Origin of the sequence: Flavobacterium lacustre, from assembly GCF_027474525.2 — a bacterium.
GTDB classification, from domain to species: Bacteria; Bacteroidota; Bacteroidia; order Flavobacteriales; family Flavobacteriaceae; genus Flavobacterium; species Flavobacterium lacustre.
The window spans coordinates 2601031-2621251 of the sequence record NZ_CP114882.2; the positions used below are offsets into that span (position 1 = coordinate 2601031).

A 20221-nucleotide genomic window follows, 5' to 3' on the forward strand; every position below is an offset into this window, starting at 1 on the left:
ATAAATTGGTTTTTGCCAATTGTAAAATGTAATCGGTTATAACTTTAAATTATAGTAACTCGAAATGTTTTTAATAAATAATTCCGAAAGCGAATCTGTTTTTCCTTGCAGTGTAATGATATAAAAATAACGCTCAATAATTAAATCCTTTACATCAAGAATGGTCAGCTCTTTATTTTTAAGCTCTTTTTCTATGGCATGAATCGAAATAAAAGCAACACAGTCAGAATTGATTAAATATGATTTTATGCTTTCGGTGCTTCCTAACTGCATTTCTATATTCAATTGAGAAAGTTTAATTTCAAAAGGTTTCAATGCATATTCAATAACTTCAAGTGTTCCGGAACCTTGTTCGCGCATCAAAAAACGCATGGTTTTAAGATCTTCTTGACTTACTTCAGATTGATTCACCAATGTGTTTTTGCTGTTGCAAACTAAAACTAATTCATCTTTCAAAAATTCAGTATATCGAATGGATTGATTTTTAGACTGTCCTTCTACAATTCCAATTTCGATTTCTTTGTTGAGTAGCGCTTTTTCAATTTGTTCCGTATTTCCATTCAATAAATTTACTTTTACATCTTGTAATTTTTGATGAAAACGAGCCAAAAGCGGTGGAATAATATATTGTGAAATCGTAGTGCTGGCGCCCAATCGCAATAATCCTTGGCGCTCATTAATCAAAGTACTCATATCAAAATCAATTTCTCGATAAATTTCAAATACGTTTTGGGTATGTTTCAATAAAATTTCCCCACCTGTTGTCAGTGAAATTTTCGAACCATTTCTATCAAAAAGCTTGATTTTGTATTGTTCCTCCAATTCCTGAATGTGTTTTGAAACGGCAGGTTGTGTGATAAACAATTCAGTTGCAGCTTTGGTGAAACTCAAACGGTTGGCAACGGCGTAAAATACTTTTAGTCTAAAATCCATTACTTTAAATTTTAATGTAGAATTATAACAATCCGTTATATTTTCGAATAAACCATTCTGTCGAAAGTAAACCAGCAATTACTATTAATAACCAAACCCAGTCAATTAGTGGAGATTTGGTACTATTATTTTTTTGAATGGCTTTATATTCGTCGTTTTCTAATAATGCATTTATCAATTCACTTGCTTGGTCCGGAAAATAAATTTTACCTTTTGTTTGTGCTGCCAGCTGTGTTAATTTTTCCACATCTGGATTTACAAATTGTTTTTCGATATCAAAATCCAGAATTTCAAATTGACTGGAATACGTCGTTTTTGAATTCAATTCTTTAATAGAAAAAGTATAATTTCCAGCTGTAAATCCATCTAAATTAACTTGGTATGAATTATTTCCTTTTAATAAATCGTAATTTTTGGTTTGCTTCGTTTTTGTATTAGTTACAGCAATTGTAAGTCTTGCTTTATCATCAAATTCGTAATTTTTATTGAAATATTGTGCCGAAATTTCGATAGCTTCTCCCGAATTATAGAAACGTTCATGTGTTACAACTAAAGATTTTTTAGTATTATTTGATGCTAAAAACTGAATTGTTTTATCAATAAATACATCAAATTTTTCAAATGATTGATTGTCGATGTGACTTTGTAAACGCCATTTCCAAATATTTTCGCCCAAAAGTATAGCAGAACGTTTCCCTTGATTTTCAGAATAAGCTAATAAAGGCATACCTGTTTTGATGTTTCTGATTTTCGAAGAAAGCAAAACCGAAATATTTCCTTTGGCTGTTATTGAACCATACGGATTTTGCAAAGGAGGAAAATTTTCGAAACCAATATTATCTATAGCGAAGAGGTTAAATTGTGAATTAAATTCAGCTAAATAATCTTCTTTTTGACCACTCATTTTAAAATCAAAATTGGTTTGTTGCTGATTTAAAAAATTGAAATCGGTAGTGTTTCCTGTAATAATAAATGAATTGATTCCAGCAATTTTATTTGCTTCAATAACGGTTTTAAAAGCTGTAGTTGGTTGGTATAAAATTAAAATATTATATTCTTCTAATGATTTGATTTCTTTTGGATTAACTATTGTTACTTTGCGTTGTGCATTAGTTTCTATTGAGCGTTTTATTACACCAATATCGGGATGACTTATACTTGAAATAAGTGCTATTTTTGTTTTTTGATCGATTACTTCTACCGCAAAATTTTTGGTATTATTGAAGGTGTTTTTTTCTTTTTCTTTAGCCGTAATAATAGCTTTAAAAATTTGTAATCCTACAGTGTTTGCTGGCAAAAGCAGATTGATAATTGCTGTTTTTTTGGAAGGAGAAAACGAAATGTTCTGTCTGCTTACAACAGAATTTCCTTGTGAAATAGCAAAATCAGCCGTTATACTTTTCGTTCCAGCATATTGCAAAAAGACTTCTACCGGAAATTTATTTTTCTGGAAAGCGTATTTATTAACATTGAGTTGATTGATTTTTAAATCTAAAAATTGTGTGGTATCACCCACTACTATTGGATATACTTTATTTATTGCATCAAAACTAAACACATAATCATTTCCCGATGTTTGATTTCCGTCGGTGATAAGGACTGTTGGAAAAATTACATTTTTATGAATGCTTTTTAAGTTCTTGGCAACTGCATCAAGATTAGTTTGTTTACCATTAAAATCGAATTTTTCAGAAGATTGAAATTCAGTATCAAATTGATTCGATTGAACATCAAATTTGTCTTGTATAGCTGGATTTTTTGCTATTTTTTGATACAATTCTAATGCTTTTTCTTTTGCATTTAAAAAGGAAATAGAATTAGAATTATCAACAACTAAAGCCAAAGGTGTTTTTACAATTTCCAAATTATTTTTGGTAATAATAGGATTTATAAGCAAAATCAGAATTCCAAAAATCGATAAAAAACGCAAAAAAGCCAAAAGCAAATTGATTTTCGATTTACTTTTGGCTTTGTAATAATATTGAAAAAAGGACAAACTGCCTGCAATTACTATAGAAAGTAGTATTAATAGAACGGTAGCTGTTGTCATTCTTTTTTATTTTAAATGATGAAATCTAAATTTTGAATTCTTTCACCATTTAAAATTCATCATTTATTATTTATAATTATTTTATGTTAGCATTCCTCCGCAAACATTAAGGACTTGTCCGGTAACAAAAGCACTCATATCGGAAGCGAAGAAAAGACAAGCATTAGCTACATCTTCAGTAGTTCCGCCACGTTTCAACGGAATTCCGTCTCTCCATCCTTTTACTACATCTTCGTTTAATTTTGCAGTCATTTCAGTTTCAATAAATCCTGGAGCAATGACGTTGCAACGAATATTGCGAGATCCTAATTCAAGTGCTACCGATTTTGAAAAACCGATAACTCCGGCTTTAGAAGCAGCATAATTTGTTTGACCAGCATTTCCCTTCACTCCTACTACGGAACTCATATTGATGATCGAACCAGAGCGTTGTTTCAAAAATGTTTTCTGGATTGCTTTAGTCATATTGAAAACTGATTTTAAATTTACATCAATAACTTGATCAAAATCAGCTTCGGACATGCGCATTAATAAATTATCTTTTGTAATTCCGGCATTGTTGATTAAAATATCTACAGAACCAAATTCGGCTAAAACCGCATCAACAAAAGTTTGTGCTTCATTAAAATCAGCTGCGTTTGATTGGTATCCTTTTGCTTTAATACCAAGAGCATTAAGTTCTTTTTCTAAAGCTAAAGCTGATTCTACAGATGAGCTATAAGTAAAAGCAATATTTGCTCCGTGTTTTGCAAAAACTTCTGCAACTCCTTTTCCAATTCCGCGGCTTGCGCCTGTTATAATGGCTACCTTTCCTTCGAGTAATTTCATATTATGGTATAAGTTTATTTATTATCTAATATACAAATATAGATTATTTGCACGTTTTATGAAATTTGTAGTCTAAAAAAGTGATTTGAAATTACTGCTTTTTTAGAATACGGTTTAAAAGTAAAAAATAAGGCTTCCAATCCTACTACTTAGGAATGAAAGCCTTATTTTATATAATTTAGTAAATGTATTTTTATTTAAAAAGCAACATTCCATCTTGGTAATCTTGCATTTTCATCCAAGAAATTTTGTAAAACTTGTCCTTCTATGAAAGTTGGAATTACTTTTGTTTTCTCGTTGAAAGTTTCATACCATGTAACTTCTAATCTTTCAATGTTTTCTAATTTCATTTGTGCCGGCCAAGAATATTTTCTTCCTGTTTTTGCAAATTGATGACCGTTTACAATTTTATCATGTAATCCGCCATTTTTGCTTTTTAAAGTTCCATCATTTTGGATTGTTCCAGTTGAACCAACCATAATTAATTCTTTGGTTTCACCTTCTACAGCATAAACTAAGAATATTCCGCTTCCTGATTCGGATGCGTTACATACTTCTTCTAAACTATTTTCTGTAGTGAAAGTAAAACTATTGGTTACTTTAAATTTTTTTAACTCTTTGTACATCTTTCTTTTCTATTATATTTATTAAATAAAATACCCCACGAAAACCGTGAGGTACTTATATTTCTATAGTCTGTTTAGGATTAACCTAAAACTTCTTTTACTTTTTTTCCAATTTCAGCAGGAGAATCCACTACGTGAATACCATTCTCTCTCATGATTTGTTTTTTTGCTTCAGCAGTATCATCAGAACCTCCAACGATTGCACCTGCGTGACCCATTGTTCTTCCAGCCGGAGCAGTTACTCCTGCAATAAAACCAACAACTGGTTTACGGTTACCATCAGCTTTAATCCATTTAGCAGCATCAGCTTCTAATTGTCCACCAATTTCACCTATCATAACGATACATTCTGTTTCAGGATCGTTCATCAATAATTCAACGGCTTCTTTAGTAGTTGTTCCAATGATTGGGTCTCCACCAATACCAATTGCAGTTGTAATACCTAATCCTTGTTTTACTACTTGATCAGCTGCTTCGTAAGTTAAAGTTCCAGATTTTGAAACAATACCAACAGTTCCTTTTTTGAAAACAAAACCAGGCATAATACCTACTTTTGCTTCTCCCGGAGTAATTACACCTGGACAGTTAGGACCAATTAATCTTGCGTTTCTTTCTTTTACGTAGCTGTTGGCTTTAATCATATCTGCTACAGGAATTCCTTCTGTAATAGCTATAATCACTTTAATTCCAGCATCTGCAGCTTCCATAATTGCATCAGCAGCAAAAGCTGGTGGTACAAAAATAATAGTTGTATCAGCACCTGCTTGCTCAACAGCATCTTTTACAGTATTAAAAACGGGTCTGTCTAAATGTGTAGTTCCCCCTTTTCCAGGAGTTACACCACCAACAACGTTTGTACCGTATTCGATCATCTGTGAAGCATGGAACGTTCCTTCGCTTCCTGTAAATCCTTGAACAATTATTTTGGAATCTTTATTAACTAAAACACTCATGATATATTTTTTATGTTGTTTTTAAATTTGTGTTGCAAAAGTATAAAATAGTAAGCAGTAATTCGTATTCAGTTTTCAGTTTTTTGAAACTAAATTAAGATATTTGGCTCATTTGGTACCCTTTAAATAATTTATTGTCTTTTATTTGCCAAATTACTATAAAATGAGCCAATAACATTTCTTCTCTTGGATTCTCAATTGTCTTTACAAAATGAGAATATCGAAGGGAAACCAAATCATTTTCAGCGATAATATGACTAATTCTGACTTTAGAACGAACATAAGCTTTGCTCAATTCCTGTGATAAATTTAAAATAGAATCATAATTCATCTGAATAAAACCTTTACTGCTGTTCCAATCCAAAATGATTTCGGGATGCAAATATTCTTGCATTACGTCTCGGTCGATTAGCGCATCCGATTTGTAGAATTTTTGAACAATTTCTTTAGGAGACATATTCTTTCAATTTAGTTAGAATTTCAGGTATCTTTTTGATATTTGCCAACTGCTTTAATTTTTCTCTCGATTCTTCAATTGGGGTTCCAAAATAGGATTTCCCACCTTCTACAGATTTTGTTACTCCTGTTTGTCCCAAAATGACTGCTTTCGCTCCTATGGTGATACCACTTGTAGTGCCTACTTGTCCCCAAATCGTAACTTCATCTTCTATAATTACACAACCTGCTATGCCGGTTTGTGAGGCAATCAAACATTTTTTTCCAATAACAGTATCGTGACCAACATGCACTTGATTGTCAATTTTTGTTCCCTCTCCAATGGTTGTGTCGCCGGTAACTCCTTTGTCAATAGTACAAAGCGCACCAATGCCAACATTATTTTCGATAACAACTCTTCCGCCAGAAATCAATTGGTCATATCCTTCAGGGCGTTTTTTATAATAAAATGCATCAGCTCCAAGAACTGTTCCTGCATGAATGATTACGTTATCGCCAATTACGGTATAATCATAAATAGCTACATTAGAATGAATTAAACAATTTTTTCCAATTGAAACATGATTTCCCACAAATGTATTGGGTTGTATTACAGTTCCTTCTCCTATTTTAGCTGAAGTTGAAACAGATACATTTGAAAATTGAAAAGGTTTGAAATGATTCGTTAACGTATTAAAATCCCGAAAAGGATCATCAGAAATTAAGAGTGCTTTTCCCTCAGGACAATCTACTTTTTTGTTGATTAAAACAATTGATGCAGCAGATTGTAAAGCTTTATCATAATATTTTGGGTGGTCCACAAATACAATATCACCTTCCGTTACAACATGAATTTCATTCATTCCGAAAACTTCGAAATTTTTATCGCCTACAAATTCACAATTAAGCAAATTTGCAATTTCTTCTAAAGAGTAAACCTTTGGGAATTTCATATATTAATAAGAAAATGTTATAATTAAAAAATGTGATAATCATAGAATTATCACATTTTTTGATCGAATAGTTTACTACTCTTTTACGCGTTCCATATAAGAACCTGTTGTTGTATCTATTTTAATTTTGTCACCTTCATTGATAAATAAAGGAACATTTACAGTTGCTCCAGTCTCAACAGTTGCTGATTTTGTAGCATTTGTAGCAGTATTTCCTTTTACTCCTGGTTCAGCATATGTTACCTCTAATACTACAGAAGCAGGCATATCTACTGAAAGCGGCAAGTCAGTTTCTGTATTAATACTAATCATTACATTTTCACCTTCTTTTAATAAATCCGGAGAATCCAAAACGTTTTTGTTCAATGAAATTTGTTCGAAAGATTCTACATTCATAAAATGAAATAAATCACCTTCAGGATATAAGAATTGAAATTTATGGTTTTCTACTCTAACTTCGTCTATTTTATGTCCTGCAGAAAAAGTGTTATCCAACACTTTTCCATTGGTTAAACTTCTTAATTTGGTACGAACAAAAGCAGGACCTTTTCCTGGTTTTACGTGAAGAAATTCGATGATTTTATATATATCATTGTTGTATTTGATACACAATCCGTTTTTAATATCTGATGTAGATGCCATTTTTGTATTTATTTGTTGATTCGTTATTTGTTGGTTTCTAAGTGTTTAGTTTATTTAGATTATTCGTTTAAACAAATTAACGAATAATTTTTTTAAACTAATAATTTCCGGTGTATCCTTTCATCACCCCTCTTGACGAATTTCGGATAAAATCTATAATTTCGTCTCGTTCCGGAGTTGCTTCCATTTCTCCTTCAATAATACCAAGAGCTTGAGTTACATTGTAATTTTTTTGGTAAAGAATTCGATATATTTCTTGGATCTCTTTTATTTTTTCGGATGTAAAGCCACGTCTTCTTAACCCTACAGAATTAATTCCTACATATGACAAAGGTTCTTTTGCTGCTTTTGTATACGGAGGAACGTCTTTTCTTAATAAAGAACCACCCGAAATCATAGCATGATCACCAACACTTATAAATTGATGAACAGCTGACAATCCGCCAATAACAGCATAATCTCCAATGGTTACGTGCCCACCTAAAAGCACACCATTTACAATTATTGCATTATTGCCTATATGGCAATCGTGAGCAATATGAGCCGCCGCCATAATTAAGCAGTTATTACCAACAACTGTTTGACCAGAAGCAATTGTTCCTCTATTGATTGTTACACATTCCCTAATGGTACAATTATCACCAATGATAGCTAAAGAATCTTCTCCGCCAAACTTCAAATCCTGTGGAACTGCTGAAATAACTGCTCCAGGAAAAATATTGCAATTTTTTCCAATTCTTGCGCCTTCCATGATGGTTACATTAGAACCTATCCAAGTTCCATCACCTATAACTACATTGTTATGAATGGTTGTAAAAGGTTCAATGACAACGTTTTTGGCGATTTTTGCGCCTGGATGAACATATGCTAACGGTTGATTCATATTCTTTATTTAATCGTTTAACTGTTTAAAGGATTAATCAAATGAACGATTAATCCTTTAAACAAAAAAATTACTGTTTTCTTGCAATTTGAGCCATTAATTCAGCTTCAGCCACCAGCTTTCCATTGGCATACGCATTAGCTTGCATGTGACAAATTCCTCTTCGTATCGGAGTAATCAAATCACATTTGAATATTAAAGTATCTCCGGGAAGTACTTTATGTTTGAATTTTACTTTGTCTATTTTCATGAAAAAAGTCAAATAGTTTTCGGGATCCGGCACGGTGCTCAATACTAAAATCCCGCCGGTTTGTGCCATAGCTTCAACAATCAAAACACCTGGCATAACTGGAGCTTCCGGAAAGTGACCTACAAAGAAATTTTCATTCATGGTCACATTTTTCATTCCTACCACATGACTGTCTGACATTTCTATGATTCTGTCAATCAACAAAAATGGAGGTCTGTGCGGAAGTACTGCCATGATTTTATGAATATCCATCAAAGGCTCTTGATTTAAATCATAAACAGGAACAAAATTGCGTTGCTCAATTTTAATGATTTTAGACATTTTTTTAGCAAATTGAGTATTTACAAAATGTCCGGGCTTATTGGCTATAATTTTTCCTTGAATTCGGGTTCCAATTAAGGATAAATCCCCTACTACATCTAATAATTTATGTCTCGCAGCTTCATTTGGATAATGCAATGTAAGATTATCCAAAATTCCGTTTGGTTTTACAGTAAGTTCTTCTTTACCAAAGGCTTTTTTCAAATTTTCCATTGTAGATGCAGATATTTCTTTATCAACATAAACGATGGCATTATTTAAATCGCCTCCTTTTATTAAACCATTTTCTAATAATGATTCTAATTCATGCAAAAAGCTAAAAGTTCTTGATTCAGATATTTCAGATTTAAAATCAGAAATACTTTTCATTGTAGCATTTTGAGTTCCTAAAATTTTAGTTCCAAAATCAACCATTGCAGTAACACAATACTGATCGCTTGGCATTACTAATATTTCGCTTCCCGTAGCTTCGTCTGTAAAAGAAATAACTTCTTTAACCACATAAACATTACGTTTAGCTTCTTGTTCTACAATTCCGGCTTTTTCTACCGCTTCAACAAAATATTTAGATGAACCATCCATTATTGGAAGTTCTGAAGCATTCAATTCTATAATAACATTGTCTAAATCACAACCTACTAATGCTGCTAAAACATGTTCTGGAGTTTGGATTTTCACGCCAAGTTTTTCCAGATTAGTTCCTCTTTGTGTATTTACCACATAATTAGCATCGGCTTCTATGATAGGTTGCCCTTCCAGATCTACACGAACAAAAGTAAAGCCATTATTGACTGGCGCAGGTTTAAAAGTCATTTTAACTTCTTTTCCTGTGTGTAATCCAACTCCTGTTAGCGAGATTTCTGTTTTGATGGTCTTCTGTTTAACCATTGTTTCTATTTTTTTGGTTTAATATTTCTTTTTTTAATTCTTCTATTTCTGCAACTATCTTTGGTAGATTTTTGAAATGCACGTAGGATTTGCTAAAATCATTGTATCCAAATGTTGGACTTCCCTGCAAAATTTCATCGTCTTTTATATTTCTTCCCACGCCTGATTGCGCTTGAATACGAACATTATCGCCAATTGTCAAATGGCCTGAAATACCTACTTGACCGCCAATCATCCCGTTTTTTCCAATTTTGGTCGAACCTGCTACTCCGGTTTGCGCCGCAATTACGGTGTTTTCGCCAATCTCAACATTATGGGCAATCTGAATTTGATTGTCCAGCTTTACTCCTTTTCGGATAATAGTTGATCCCATTGTGGCTCTGTCAATCGTGGTGCATGAACCAATATCGACATTGTCTTCTATAATCACATTTCCAATTTGCGGAATTTTGGTATAGGTTCCGTCCGGATTTGGCGCAAAGCCAAAACCATCTGCCCCAATTATTGCTCCGGAGTGAATCGTACAATTATTACCAATAATGGTTTCTGAATAAATTTTTGCACCGGCAAAAATAATCACATTATCTCCTAAAACAACATTATCTCCTAAAAAACAATTGGGATAAATTTTCACATTGTTTCCTAATACCACATTTTGGCCAATATAACTGAAACTGCCCAAATATAAATTCGTTCCATATTTAGCGGTTTCCGCGATAAAGGAAGGTTGTTCAATCCCACTTTTGTTCAATTTTACTTCGTTGTAAAACTCTAATAATTTCGAAAAAGACGCATAAGCATCTTCTACTTTTATCAATGTGGTGGTCAGCGGTGCATCTGGAACAAAAGTATTGTTGACAATTGTAACGGATGCTTTGGTAGTATATATATAATTAAGGTATTTAGGATTGGCCAAAAAAGTGAGCGATCCTTCATATCCTTCTTCGATTTTAGACAACTGAGAAACTTCGGCATTGGGATTACCAACGACTTCTCCCTCTAAAATTCCCGCTATTTGTTCTGCTGTAAATTTCATTCCGACAAAAATATAAAAAATAGATTTTAAATAGTATTATTATAACAGTTGTTTTGGGAAACAGATGTAATATTTAGTGACCAATTTTGATAACGATTTCAAATTCAATTGGTCTGATGCTTCCACAACATCTTCAATGGTCTTGTCTTTTTTCAAAATTCGTATCGGCTCTGCTTCTTTGCTATAGGCCTGATTTTTTATTTTTCCTCTAAAAATAAAGTAATTCGTTTCGACTAGCGTGATGTTGTTTTCGGCAGCAAAACGCTCTTTTAGAGGCAGCAACTCTTCTAAAGCTACTTTTTCGCTGGTTAATTTTATTTTTAATAAATCTCGATTTACAATCATTTTGCTCAAAGATGACAAAATGAAATCGTCTTGTTTTTGCCAAGCTTTCAATGCGCTGATAATGTCAAAATCGTCTAATTGTGAAAATAAATCTAAGGTTTCAGCATCAAAATCATCAGCTGTAATTTTGTTTTGCAAAAAGAATTGCAGCGGTTCGCTACAAGGTAAATGTATTCCTTTCAGGGTCAATTCTTTGGCGCGTTTTAAGACTTTCGTCAAAATTAACTCTGCCACTAAACTCGTTTTGTGCAAATAAGCCTGCCAGTACATCAAGCGTCTGGAGAGCAGAAATTTCTCTACCGAATAAATCCCTTTTTCTTCGATGACCAAAACATCATCGACTACATTCATCATTTGGATTAACCGTTCTGAATTGACATTTCCTTCTGCCACACCCGAATAAAAACTGTCGCGTTTCAAGTAATCCATTCGGTCCATATCCAGTTGACTGGAAATCAATTGCAACATGAATTTTCGATCATATTCCCCTTTAAAAACCTGAATTGCCAAGCTTAATTGTCCTTTGAATTCCACATTCAATTGGTGCATAAATAATAACGAAATGGCTTCATGATGTACATCTTCAACAATACTTTTTTCCATAGCATGCGAAAACGGACCGTGACCAATATCGTGTAATAAAATGGCAATATATAACGCATTTTCTTCCTCTGCCGAAATAGAAACCCCTTTAAAACGAAGTACATCTACGGCTTTTTGCATTAAATGCATGCAACCTAAAGCGTGATGAAAACGGGTATGATTCGCTCCGGGATAAACCAAGTAAGACAATCCCATTTGGGAAATACGGCGCAAGCGTTGAAAGTAAGGATGCTGAACTAAATCGTAAATGAAGGCGTTGGGGATGGTAATAAACCCATAAATGGGATCATTGAATATTTTAAGCTTATTAATTTGACTCACAATGGAATTTTTTGGTCAACAAATATAAGAAAATTAGACGTTAAAAACGGAAACGTTTAAGAGTTGAATTGGCAATCTGATAAAAAAGAAATTTCAATGGATATGGAACAAAAAAAAGGAGCGTTTTCAGCGCTCCTTTTTAGTATTTATAGTTTTCTAATCCAGATATTTCGGAATTGATTTTTTGAATCGTGGTCTTGTAACGAAATCACATCTTCACCATGAGCTGAAGGGTAATTGTGTAAACCAATGTAAAGTGTCAATCCGTTTATGGTCGTATTGTTTTGTACTAAAACACCGTTTAAAAACACGGTAATTCTTGCCGGAGCATCAATTCTTCCGTCTGCTTTGAAGCGTGGAGCGGTATAAACCACATCGTAAGCGTTCCATTCTAAAGGGGTTTTAACAGCATTTACTAATGGCGGATGGTCTTTGTAAATACTACCCGCTTGTCCGTTGCTGTAGGTTCTGTTGTTATACGAATCTAATACTTGTAATTCGTATCGGTTCTGAAAAAATACACCACTGTTTCCTCTCGCTTGTCCTCCATCCAAAACGATATCCGGAGCGCTCCATTCTAAGTGTAATTGACAATCGCCAAAAGCCATTTTGGTTTGAATAGCTCCTGAACCTGGAACGACTTCCATATAGTCTTTGTCAACAATTTTCCATCCTGCAGGCTGGTTCACGTCTTTTTGACTTACCCATTGGTCTAAGTTTTTACCATCAAATAAAATAATGGCATCCGAAGGTGCATTTCCCAATGTTTTGGCAGGCGTGATTACTTTTACTTCTGGTTCCCAGATTTCGGTCATCTCTGGTTTCATAGGCATCGGATTAACTTCGGGAGGCGTGTTTACAAATTTGTGCTGCGCCATAGCTACTGAGGCTGAAAATAAAGCTATGCTTAATAAAAAAGGACTAAATTTTTTAGATTTCATAAAAAAATTGATTTGGTTTGATAAAAGCATAAAATTAAAATAAAATCGATTGGTTTTACATCAACATGAAAAAAAATCACACATTTGTGTTTAATCGTTTATTTTTTCTTTTTTAGCTTTTCGGATTCTCAAAATGGCAATAAGTAATAGTATTGATGAAACTATAATTTTGAAATATGCTTTTCCGTTGTGTTCAATAGAAAGGTTGCTTAAGTCAAATGATAAAAGTGCCATAAGGAATAATGCTAAACCAAATGAAAGCAAAAGTTGTGTTTTTTGGGAGTTATTCATAGTTTTATAATAGTTGTGTTTATTCTTCAAAATTATCATAATAGGTAAAATCTTTGCTGATTTTTCCGTCGGTGATGCATTCTAGTCTAATCGTGGTTATTGAAATGCTCAAAATACGTTCGTATCAGTTTTTCGTTACTGTTGGCTTCCATATTTTCTGCTTTTTGATTTGTTTCTATTCAAAAATAATATAAAAAAAGATTTTTTTCGAATTAATTTCAATTGAAGCGTTGTTTTATTGATTTTAGTTTAATCGTATTAACACAATTCACGTGTTATTTTTTTTTAAGATGTATGCGTTTCATCTCTTTATTTAATCATTTGGGTTTCGGAATTAAATTAGAGATACATAAACTTTTACCCTTTTGACCTAAAATTTTACGAACGGTAGCGTAAAAGTTTAGGTTATTTAAAATTTTGTTGGTCAAATAATCGTCTGCTTCTCGGATGGTATTGCGAATTGCGTGAGGGATGGAAGCGGCATCCTTTTTTGTCTTTTGGAAATTGCCGTTTACTACAACTGGTTCTGACGAAAAAGATACAGCGTACAGCCCGACCGGAGCTTTTGCGGAGGACACGCCCCAACACGAGCCTTGGTGATTCGGGTTCTGATGCGGTGTTGCACGAAAAATTATCATAATTTTAGCAACCGACCGTTGCAAAAAACAGTAAATTGGCACTCTGATTTTTTACTTTAAATGCTACTATGGATAAAATAAAAATACTTTGGGTGGATGATGAAATCGACCTTTTGAAACCGCATATATTATTTCTGGAAAAGAAAAATTACGAGGTAACCACTTGCAATAACGGGCTGGATGCGATTGCTATTTTTGAATCTGATAATTTTGATATTGTTTTTCTGGATGAAAATATGCCCGGTATGAGCGGTTTAGAAACGCTGTCGGAAATGAAGGAGAAAAAATCATCGGTTCCTATGATTATGATTACCAAAAGTGAGGAGGAATATATTATGGAGGAAGCGATTGGGTCTAAAATCGCGGATTATTTGATTAAACCCGTGAATCCGAATCAGATTTTATTGAGTTTGAAGAAGAATTTAGACCATTCCCGATTGGTTTCGCAAAAAACAACCTTAGATTATCAGAAGGAATTTCGTAAAATAACCATGGAAATGGCGATGGTGAACAGCTACGAAGACTGGATTGAATTGTATAAAAAATTAATTTTCTGGGAACTCGAACTCGAGAATATCAATGATCAGGGCATGATTGAAATTTTGGAATCCCAAAAAACAGAAGCTAACTCCCAATTTGGGAAATTCATAGAACGTAATTATGAGGATTGGTTTGAGCCAAAAGCTGATAAGCCAGTACAATCACACACTTTATTTAAGGAATTAGTAGTTCCCGAAATCCTGAAAAAAGATAAACCTATTCTTTTTGTCGTGATTGATAACCTGCGTTACGACCAATGGAAAGCCTTTGAAAACGTGGTAAGCAACCATTATAAACTAGAAAAAGAAGTTCCGTATTATGCTATTTTGCCAACGGCGACTCAATATGCGCGAAATGCCATTTTCTCTGGATTAACGCCACTTGAAATGGAAAAACAGTTTCCGCAATACTGGAAAAATGATCCTGAAGAAGGCGGAAAGAATCTCTTTGAAGCGGAATTTTTAACCGCACAATTGAAACGATTGGGATTGAATATTAAGGAAGATTATTTTAAAATCACCAACTTGGCCGGTGGAAAAAAACTGGTTGAAAACTTCAAAACATTAAAAAATAACGACTTGGTTACCGTGGTGTATAATTTTGTAGATATGCTTTCGCACGCTAAAACAGAAATGGATGTAGTCAAAGAACTCGCTCCGGATGATAAAGCGTATCGCTCCTTGACGTTGAGCTGGTTTAAGAATTCACCACTTTTAGAAATGATTCAGCAGGCACAAAAAATGGGTTTCAAGTTAATTTTAACTACCGATCACGGTACGATAAATGTAAAAAACCCATCGAAAGTTGTGGGAGATAAAAACACCAGTTTAAATTTGCGTTATAAAACAGGCCGCAGTTTAACCTACGAACGAAAAGATGTTTATGCGGTAAAAGAACCTAAAAAAATAGGTTTGCCTACTATAAATATGAGTAGTTCTTATATTTTTGCAAAAAATGATTTATTCTTGGCTTACGTTAATAATTTCAATTATTATGTGAGTTATTACAAGAATACATATCAGCACGGAGGGATTTCATTAGAAGAAATGATTATTCCGTTTTTGGTTTTTAACCCGAAGTAGATTTCAGGTTGCAGGTTTGAAACTAAGTATAGATTTTAAATAAAAAGAAGAATGAATATTGTTTTTTCATTAGACCAACTCGAAGAAGTTGCAAAACAAATAATAGCTCAAAACCCACATAAGGTGATTCTTTTTCATGGTGAAATGGGAGTTGGAAAAACGACTTTAATCAAACAATTGTGCAAAAGTCTGGGGGTTACTGAAGCAACAAGCAGTCCTACTTTTTCTTTAGTTAATGAATATCAAGCTAATGATAATCAGTTGGTTTATCATTTTGATTTTTATAGATTGAAAAACGAAATCGAGGCCATGGATATGGGAGTTGATGATTATTTGTATTCCGGTAATTGGTGTTTTATCGAATGGGCGGAAAAGATTCCTAGTCTGGTTCCCGAACCTCATTCGGTGGTGACAATAGAACTGCTTCCGAATGGAAAACGTTCTTTGGAATTAATTTAAAACTTTTACGTAAATTGTGCCACTAATTCAACAAGACCAATGTCAATCCTTATATCTCCATTCACAAAACAACAGCTTTTGCCTCAAGAGGAAAAACTGGAAATAACCAGAAAAAAAAGCGAACTTTTTATTGGTATCCCAAAAGAAAACAGTTATCAGGAACGTCGCATTTGTCTCACTCCGGATGCAGTAAACTCATTGACTTATCACGGACATCGTGTTATGATTGAATCAGGTGCAGGAGAAAGTTCCAGCTATTCAGATAAAGAATATAGTGATGCGGGTGCCGAAGTGACTAAGGATACCAAAAAGGTATTTGGTTGTCCAATGATATTAAAAGTGGAACCTCCAAGTCTTGCCGAAATTGAAATGATAAATCCAAAGACGATTTTGATTTCAGCCATTCAAATAAAAACCAGAAAAAAAATATATTTCGAAGCTTTGGCTAAGAAAAAAATCACGGCTCTTGCCTTTGAATACATAAAAGACGAAGACGGAACTTATCCGGCCGTGAAGTCTTTGAGCGAAATTGCAGGAACCGCCTCAATCCTTATTGCTGCTGAATTGATGATTACCAATGAGTTTGGAAAAGGATTATTATTTGGAAATATTACAGGCGTCCCTCCTACCGATGTTGTAATTTTGGGCGCAGGAACTGTTGGTGAATTTGCTGCAAAAACCGCCATTGGTTTAGGTGCCAATGTAAAAGTTTTTGATAATTCGATTACTAAATTACGTCGTTTACAAAACAATTTGAATCAACGTATTTTTACCTCTACTATTCAGCCTAAATCATTATTGAAAGCATTGAGACGTTGTGATGTCGCTATTGGTGCTATGCGAGGACTGGAACGTTGTCCAGTTGTAGTTACTGAAACTATGGTGGAACACATGAAAAAAGGTGCTGTAATTGTGGATGTGAGCATTGATACCGGAGGTTGTTTTGAAACTTCAGAAGTGACTTCACACGAGAAACCAACGTTTATCAAAAGTAATGTATTGCATTATTGTGTGCCTAATATTCCATCGCGATATTCAAAAACAGCATCCCTTTCGATAAGTAATATTATCACACCGTATTTGATGCAAATTGCTGAAGATGGTGGAATTGAAAGTGCTATTCGCTGTGATAAAGGCTTGAAAAATGGCGTGTATATGTACCACGGAATCCTAACAAATAAAGCCATTGGCGAATGGTTTGGATTGCCAGACAGCGACATTAATTTAATTGTTTTTTAAGTAAACTTTACTTTACCTTTGCCAAAAAAAATACTTCATGAAGTTTATACATCGTTTTGCTTACTATTTTATTGGTTTAATTATGGGAATGTTTTTTGTTGCTATTGTTTTTAGCGGAAAAGACACGCGTTGCAATTATTTCCCAAATGCCAGAGTTTTGAATGATTTAAGAAATAAACCTTTTAACTATTCGGATAAAGCCTCCCAAATATTAGCCGAAAGCTGGATTGACACCGTTGACATAAAAAATACGTTGAAATTTGGAGATATTGATTTTGACCAAAGTAATGTTGAAGTCGAAAAAGGAAAATTGTACGTTATAGAAGGAAAAACGTTGAAAAACCAAGAAATTACACTTAAAGTAATCAACTATTCAGACAAAGCGGTTTTGCAGGATATTATTAAAAAATAATCTGAAAATTATTTATTCTATCTGTTCAAACCATGCAATAGGTTTTAAATTATTGCTTTTCAGATATTCATTTGTTTTACTAAAGTGCTTGTTTCCAAACATTTTCCCTGATTGGCACTCATCGGAGAAGGATGCCCGGATTCTAAAAGTAAATGCTTGTTTCGGTCAATTTTCTGTCCTTTTTTATGAGCGAAATTGCCCCAAAGTAAAAAAACAACGTTTTGTTTTTCATCTGAAATTTTTTGGATAACGGCATCGGTGAAAACATTCCATTTTAAATGTTTATGGCTGTTTGGATTGTCTTCTCGGACGGTCAAAGAAGCATTCAAAAGCAAAACACCCTGCTTCGCCCAAGATTCTAAATTTCCTGTTGCAGGAAATAATAAAATGTCCAAATCATCACACATTTCCCTAAAAATATTTCGTAGCGAAGGAGGAATTTTTACTCCGTCATTTACAGAAAAACACAAGCCATTTGCTTTTCCAGATTTACACTTTCCATTTTTTCTAGATATAAGTTGGATTCACTATTACTTTCTTACAAATTTCAAATTATTGAGCATTACTTTAAACTTCTTTCCGGATCTAAAAATTACCGAGGCAGATCGAACGTTTTTTGGTGATACTGCCTCTGGAGTAGTGCTTGCGGTTCCTTTCACGCTAATTTGGAAAGCACCTAAATGCCCCAGTCTGACAATTTTACCAGCCTCTAATTCTTTGGAAACAGTAGTTACTAAACTAATAATTACCGCATAACAATCGGCTTGAGTTAAAGAGGAACTATAGGCGATTTGTTCCGAAAGTTCTTCTAAATCTATTTCACCTGTTTTGGTTGATTTGGGGTAATACAGCATCGGAGCATTTGGATTTGTGGGGTTCGTCTTTCCAATAGGTGTTATAGTAATAGCCATATAATTTATCTTTAAAGTGGGTTCAATCGGTTGGTTATTACAAAAGTAATAATTCATGCTGATGAAACAATAAATTTACCACGGTAACTTAGTTGCATTACCGCGGTAGATTACATAAGTTACCACGGTAAACAAAGAGTAATATCCATATTAATTTAGAAACTCGGTATTACGAATACAAAAAATGATAAGGTAAGGCCTAAAAAATAACTGTAATAATACAGAAAACTGTTGTTCTGCCTCAAATTAGTCCATTTTAGTACAATACTCCTGAGGAGACAATCCTGTAATGGATTTAAAACTCTTGAAGAAAGGGCTATAAGAAGAAAAACCAACATCCGTTGCGAGAGATTCCATCGTGTTGCTTTTAAGATAATCTTCTTCCATAAAACCAATAGCTTTTTGAATTCGGATTATTTTTTTAAAATCACTAAAACTGACATTGGAATGATATTTAAAGACATACAGTAAATGACTCTTTGGGATACCCAGTTTATTGGCTAAATCTTCTGCCGAAAAAGTTTCTTTAAAAAACAAATTGGAATGCAACGCCAAATGCTCAATTTCAATAATATAATTTTCTATGTTACATTGTATTTTTTCTTTCAATACAGTATCTTGGACATTTACAAGGTTTACATTATAGTCCATTTTCCATACGTTATCAAATGCTATGGAATTTTTTTTATACTCTTTAATTTTACTTTGAAGTACATCATAGCCATACAAAAATTGTGGATCAGATAATGTTTTTAAATAGATAAAAATCCATATTAAGGCTCCAACCCATAAATAACTGCTTTGATCCAAATTCCAAAACGTTTTTTCAGAAACAAAAAAACGGATTAAATAGATCAAGAATATAAGAGAAAGAACCACAAATAAAAAGGTGGTCCACTTTGTTATGGCTTTATTCTGTTTGTTAATTAATGTAATTTCGCTATTCCTGTTCCAGATGCTTTTTGTAAGGATTTTAAAAGACGCTAAATAATAGATAGAATTCATAGTTAAATTGATAACAAGCGAAATCACTTTTAGTTTACTGACTGTGGATTCAGACCATAAAAATTTGAAAACAGCCAAGGATAGAATCAGCAATGGTATAATGAAATGCAAACCTTCTTTTGCTTTGATTTCAGTTTTGTTATGAATTAAATGGGTAAAATACAAATACAGACAAGGCCAAGAGGTAACAGTAAATAAGACATTGATAAAATACAATTTATTGGCAAAAAAAGGAACATTCACCATTCCGCTGAAGAAGAATCTGGTGGAGCTTAAAAAGAAAAAAATAATTAAATACACATTAGCATGTTGATTGGATTTAAATTTAAATCCAATCAAATAAATAGTGATATAACCAAAAATAGCAGTGGTTAAATAGATTAAAGTAAAGAGCATACACCTTTTGTTTTGGTGGGGCACAGTTTTGATTTAAAGAATAAGGCACTCCTATTTCCTTTTTTACAAACCTACAACTAATTAGTTAGGATTGATACATAATAGACTTGTTATAACATAAAAACAACTTGTCATTTCTTTAAAAAAGCTATTTTTTGGAGTGACTCCCCGATTTTAATCCCTTTTCGTCGATTGTTTTTGTCACACTAATCCCTAAACCGGAGTGTTTAGCTTCTGGAC

General features: G+C 33.4%; 21 protein-coding genes and 1 pseudogene. 5 read left to right on the top strand and 17 right to left on the bottom strand.

Translation table 11 applies throughout. The features are described 5' to 3' along the window. Nucleotides 1–36: 36 nt before the first annotated feature. From O6P34_RS11305 to O6P34_RS11370, 14 genes are all read right to left on the bottom strand, one after another. Nucleotides 37–933, bottom strand: coding sequence for a LysR family transcriptional regulator (locus O6P34_RS11305; RefSeq protein WP_269684615.1), 897 nt, complete (start codon nt 931–933; stop codon nt 37–39). A gap of 22 nt (nt 934–955) precedes the next feature. Further along, a complete protein-coding gene (locus O6P34_RS11310; RefSeq protein WP_269684616.1) occupies nt 956–2983 on the bottom strand; it encodes a hypothetical protein in 2028 nt (675 codons plus the stop codon). An 81-nt stretch (nt 2984–3064) separates the two neighbouring features. Next, nucleotides 3065–3811 (bottom strand): 3-oxoacyl-[acyl-carrier-protein] reductase, encoded by a 747-nt coding sequence (gene fabG, locus O6P34_RS11315; RefSeq protein ID WP_269684617.1) that lies wholly within the window; start codon nt 3809–3811, stop codon nt 3065–3067. Nucleotides 3812–4008: 197 nt separating this feature from the next. Then, nucleotides 4009–4437 carry a hypothetical protein gene (locus O6P34_RS11320; RefSeq protein WP_269684618.1) on the bottom strand — a complete coding sequence of 143 codons (429 nt, stop codon included), beginning with the start codon at nt 4435–4437 and terminating at the stop codon, nt 4009–4011. Nucleotides 4438–4517: 80 nt separating this feature from the next. Beyond that, nucleotides 4518–5390: a succinate--CoA ligase subunit alpha gene (sucD, locus tag O6P34_RS11325; RefSeq protein WP_269684619.1), complete on the bottom strand. Its 873-nt coding sequence runs from the start codon at nt 5388–5390 to the stop codon at nt 4518–4520. Nucleotides 5391–5484: 94 nt separating this feature from the next. Continuing rightward, nucleotides 5485–5847, bottom strand: coding sequence for a nuclear transport factor 2 family protein (locus O6P34_RS11330; protein ID WP_269684620.1), 363 nt, complete (start codon nt 5845–5847; stop codon nt 5485–5487). Continuing rightward, the gene (locus O6P34_RS11335) at nt 5837–6778 is read right to left on the bottom strand and encodes a UDP-3-O-(3-hydroxymyristoyl)glucosamine N-acyltransferase (RefSeq protein WP_269684621.1); all 942 of its coding nucleotides are present in this window, start codon (nt 6776–6778) and stop codon (nt 5837–5839) included. Before O6P34_RS11335 ends, O6P34_RS11330 begins: the two co-directional genes overlap by 11 nt. Before the next feature lie 75 nt (nt 6779–6853). Further along, the gene (efp, locus tag O6P34_RS11340) at nt 6854–7420 is read right to left on the bottom strand and encodes an elongation factor P (protein ID WP_269684622.1); all 567 of its coding nucleotides are present in this window, start codon (nt 7418–7420) and stop codon (nt 6854–6856) included. Between the two features lie 97 nt (nt 7421–7517). Beyond that, a complete protein-coding gene (gene lpxA / locus O6P34_RS11345) occupies nt 7518–8303 on the bottom strand; it encodes an acyl-ACP--UDP-N-acetylglucosamine O-acyltransferase (protein WP_269684623.1) in 786 nt (261 codons plus the stop codon). Between the two features lie 70 nt (nt 8304–8373). Then, a complete protein-coding gene (locus O6P34_RS11350) occupies nt 8374–9762 on the bottom strand; it encodes a bifunctional UDP-3-O-[3-hydroxymyristoyl] N-acetylglucosamine deacetylase/3-hydroxyacyl-ACP dehydratase (protein WP_269684624.1) in 1389 nt (462 codons plus the stop codon). After that, entirely contained in the window at nt 9755–10798 is a 1044-nt protein-coding gene (gene lpxD, locus O6P34_RS11355; protein ID WP_269684625.1) for a UDP-3-O-(3-hydroxymyristoyl)glucosamine N-acyltransferase, read from the bottom strand. The genes O6P34_RS11350 and lpxD overlap by 8 nt, the downstream gene beginning before the upstream one ends. 39 nt (nt 10799–10837) lie before the next feature. Then, nucleotides 10838–12067 (bottom strand): HD domain-containing protein, encoded by a 1230-nt coding sequence (locus O6P34_RS11360; protein WP_269684626.1) that lies wholly within the window; start codon nt 12065–12067, stop codon nt 10838–10840. A gap of 146 nt (nt 12068–12213) precedes the next feature. Continuing rightward, a complete protein-coding gene (locus O6P34_RS11365; protein ID WP_269684627.1) occupies nt 12214–13008 on the bottom strand; it encodes a 3-keto-disaccharide hydrolase in 795 nt (264 codons plus the stop codon). Between the two features lie 90 nt (nt 13009–13098). Further along, the gene (locus tag O6P34_RS11370; RefSeq protein ID WP_269684628.1) at nt 13099–13299 is read right to left on the bottom strand and encodes a hypothetical protein; all 201 of its coding nucleotides are present in this window, start codon (nt 13297–13299) and stop codon (nt 13099–13101) included. Between the two features lie 471 nt (nt 13300–13770). Here O6P34_RS11370 and O6P34_RS11375 point away from each other — a divergent pair, with 471 nt between their 5' ends. From O6P34_RS11375 to O6P34_RS11395, 5 genes are all read left to right on the top strand, one after another. Then, nucleotides 13771–13899, top strand: a complete 129-nt coding sequence (locus O6P34_RS11375; protein ID WP_269684629.1) for a hypothetical protein — start codon at nt 13771–13773, stop codon at nt 13897–13899. Between the two features lie 106 nt (nt 13900–14005). Further along, the gene (gene porX / locus O6P34_RS11380; RefSeq protein WP_269684630.1) at nt 14006–15559 is read left to right on the top strand and encodes a T9SS response regulator signal transducer PorX; all 1554 of its coding nucleotides are present in this window, start codon (nt 14006–14008) and stop codon (nt 15557–15559) included. A 51-nt stretch (nt 15560–15610) separates the two neighbouring features. Next, entirely contained in the window at nt 15611–16018 is a 408-nt protein-coding gene (gene tsaE / locus O6P34_RS11385; protein ID WP_269684631.1) for a tRNA (adenosine(37)-N6)-threonylcarbamoyltransferase complex ATPase subunit type 1 TsaE, read from the top strand. Nucleotides 16019–16057: 39 nt separating this feature from the next. Then, entirely contained in the window at nt 16058–17257 is a 1200-nt protein-coding gene (locus tag O6P34_RS11390) for an alanine dehydrogenase (RefSeq protein WP_269684632.1), read from the top strand. Nucleotides 17258–17294: 37 nt separating this feature from the next. Continuing rightward, nucleotides 17295–17669: a DUF4258 domain-containing protein gene (locus tag O6P34_RS11395; RefSeq protein WP_269684633.1), complete on the top strand. Its 375-nt coding sequence runs from the start codon at nt 17295–17297 to the stop codon at nt 17667–17669. 12 nt (nt 17670–17681) lie between these two features. Here O6P34_RS11395 and O6P34_RS11400 read toward each other — a convergent pair. From O6P34_RS11400 to O6P34_RS11410, 3 genes and pseudogenes are all read right to left on the bottom strand, one after another. Further along, nucleotides 17682–18154, bottom strand: a pseudogene (locus O6P34_RS11400) (uracil-DNA glycosylase); the annotation flags it as partial. Between the two features lie 45 nt (nt 18155–18199). Beyond that, complete coding sequence (locus tag O6P34_RS11405; RefSeq protein WP_269684634.1) at nt 18200–18580, bottom strand: HU family DNA-binding protein; 381 nt, start codon at nt 18578–18580, stop codon at nt 18200–18202. Nucleotides 18581–18826: 246 nt separating this feature from the next. Next, nucleotides 18827–19981, bottom strand: coding sequence for a helix-turn-helix domain-containing protein (locus O6P34_RS11410; protein ID WP_269684635.1), 1155 nt, complete (start codon nt 19979–19981; stop codon nt 18827–18829). Nucleotides 19982–20221 lie beyond the last annotated feature (240 nt).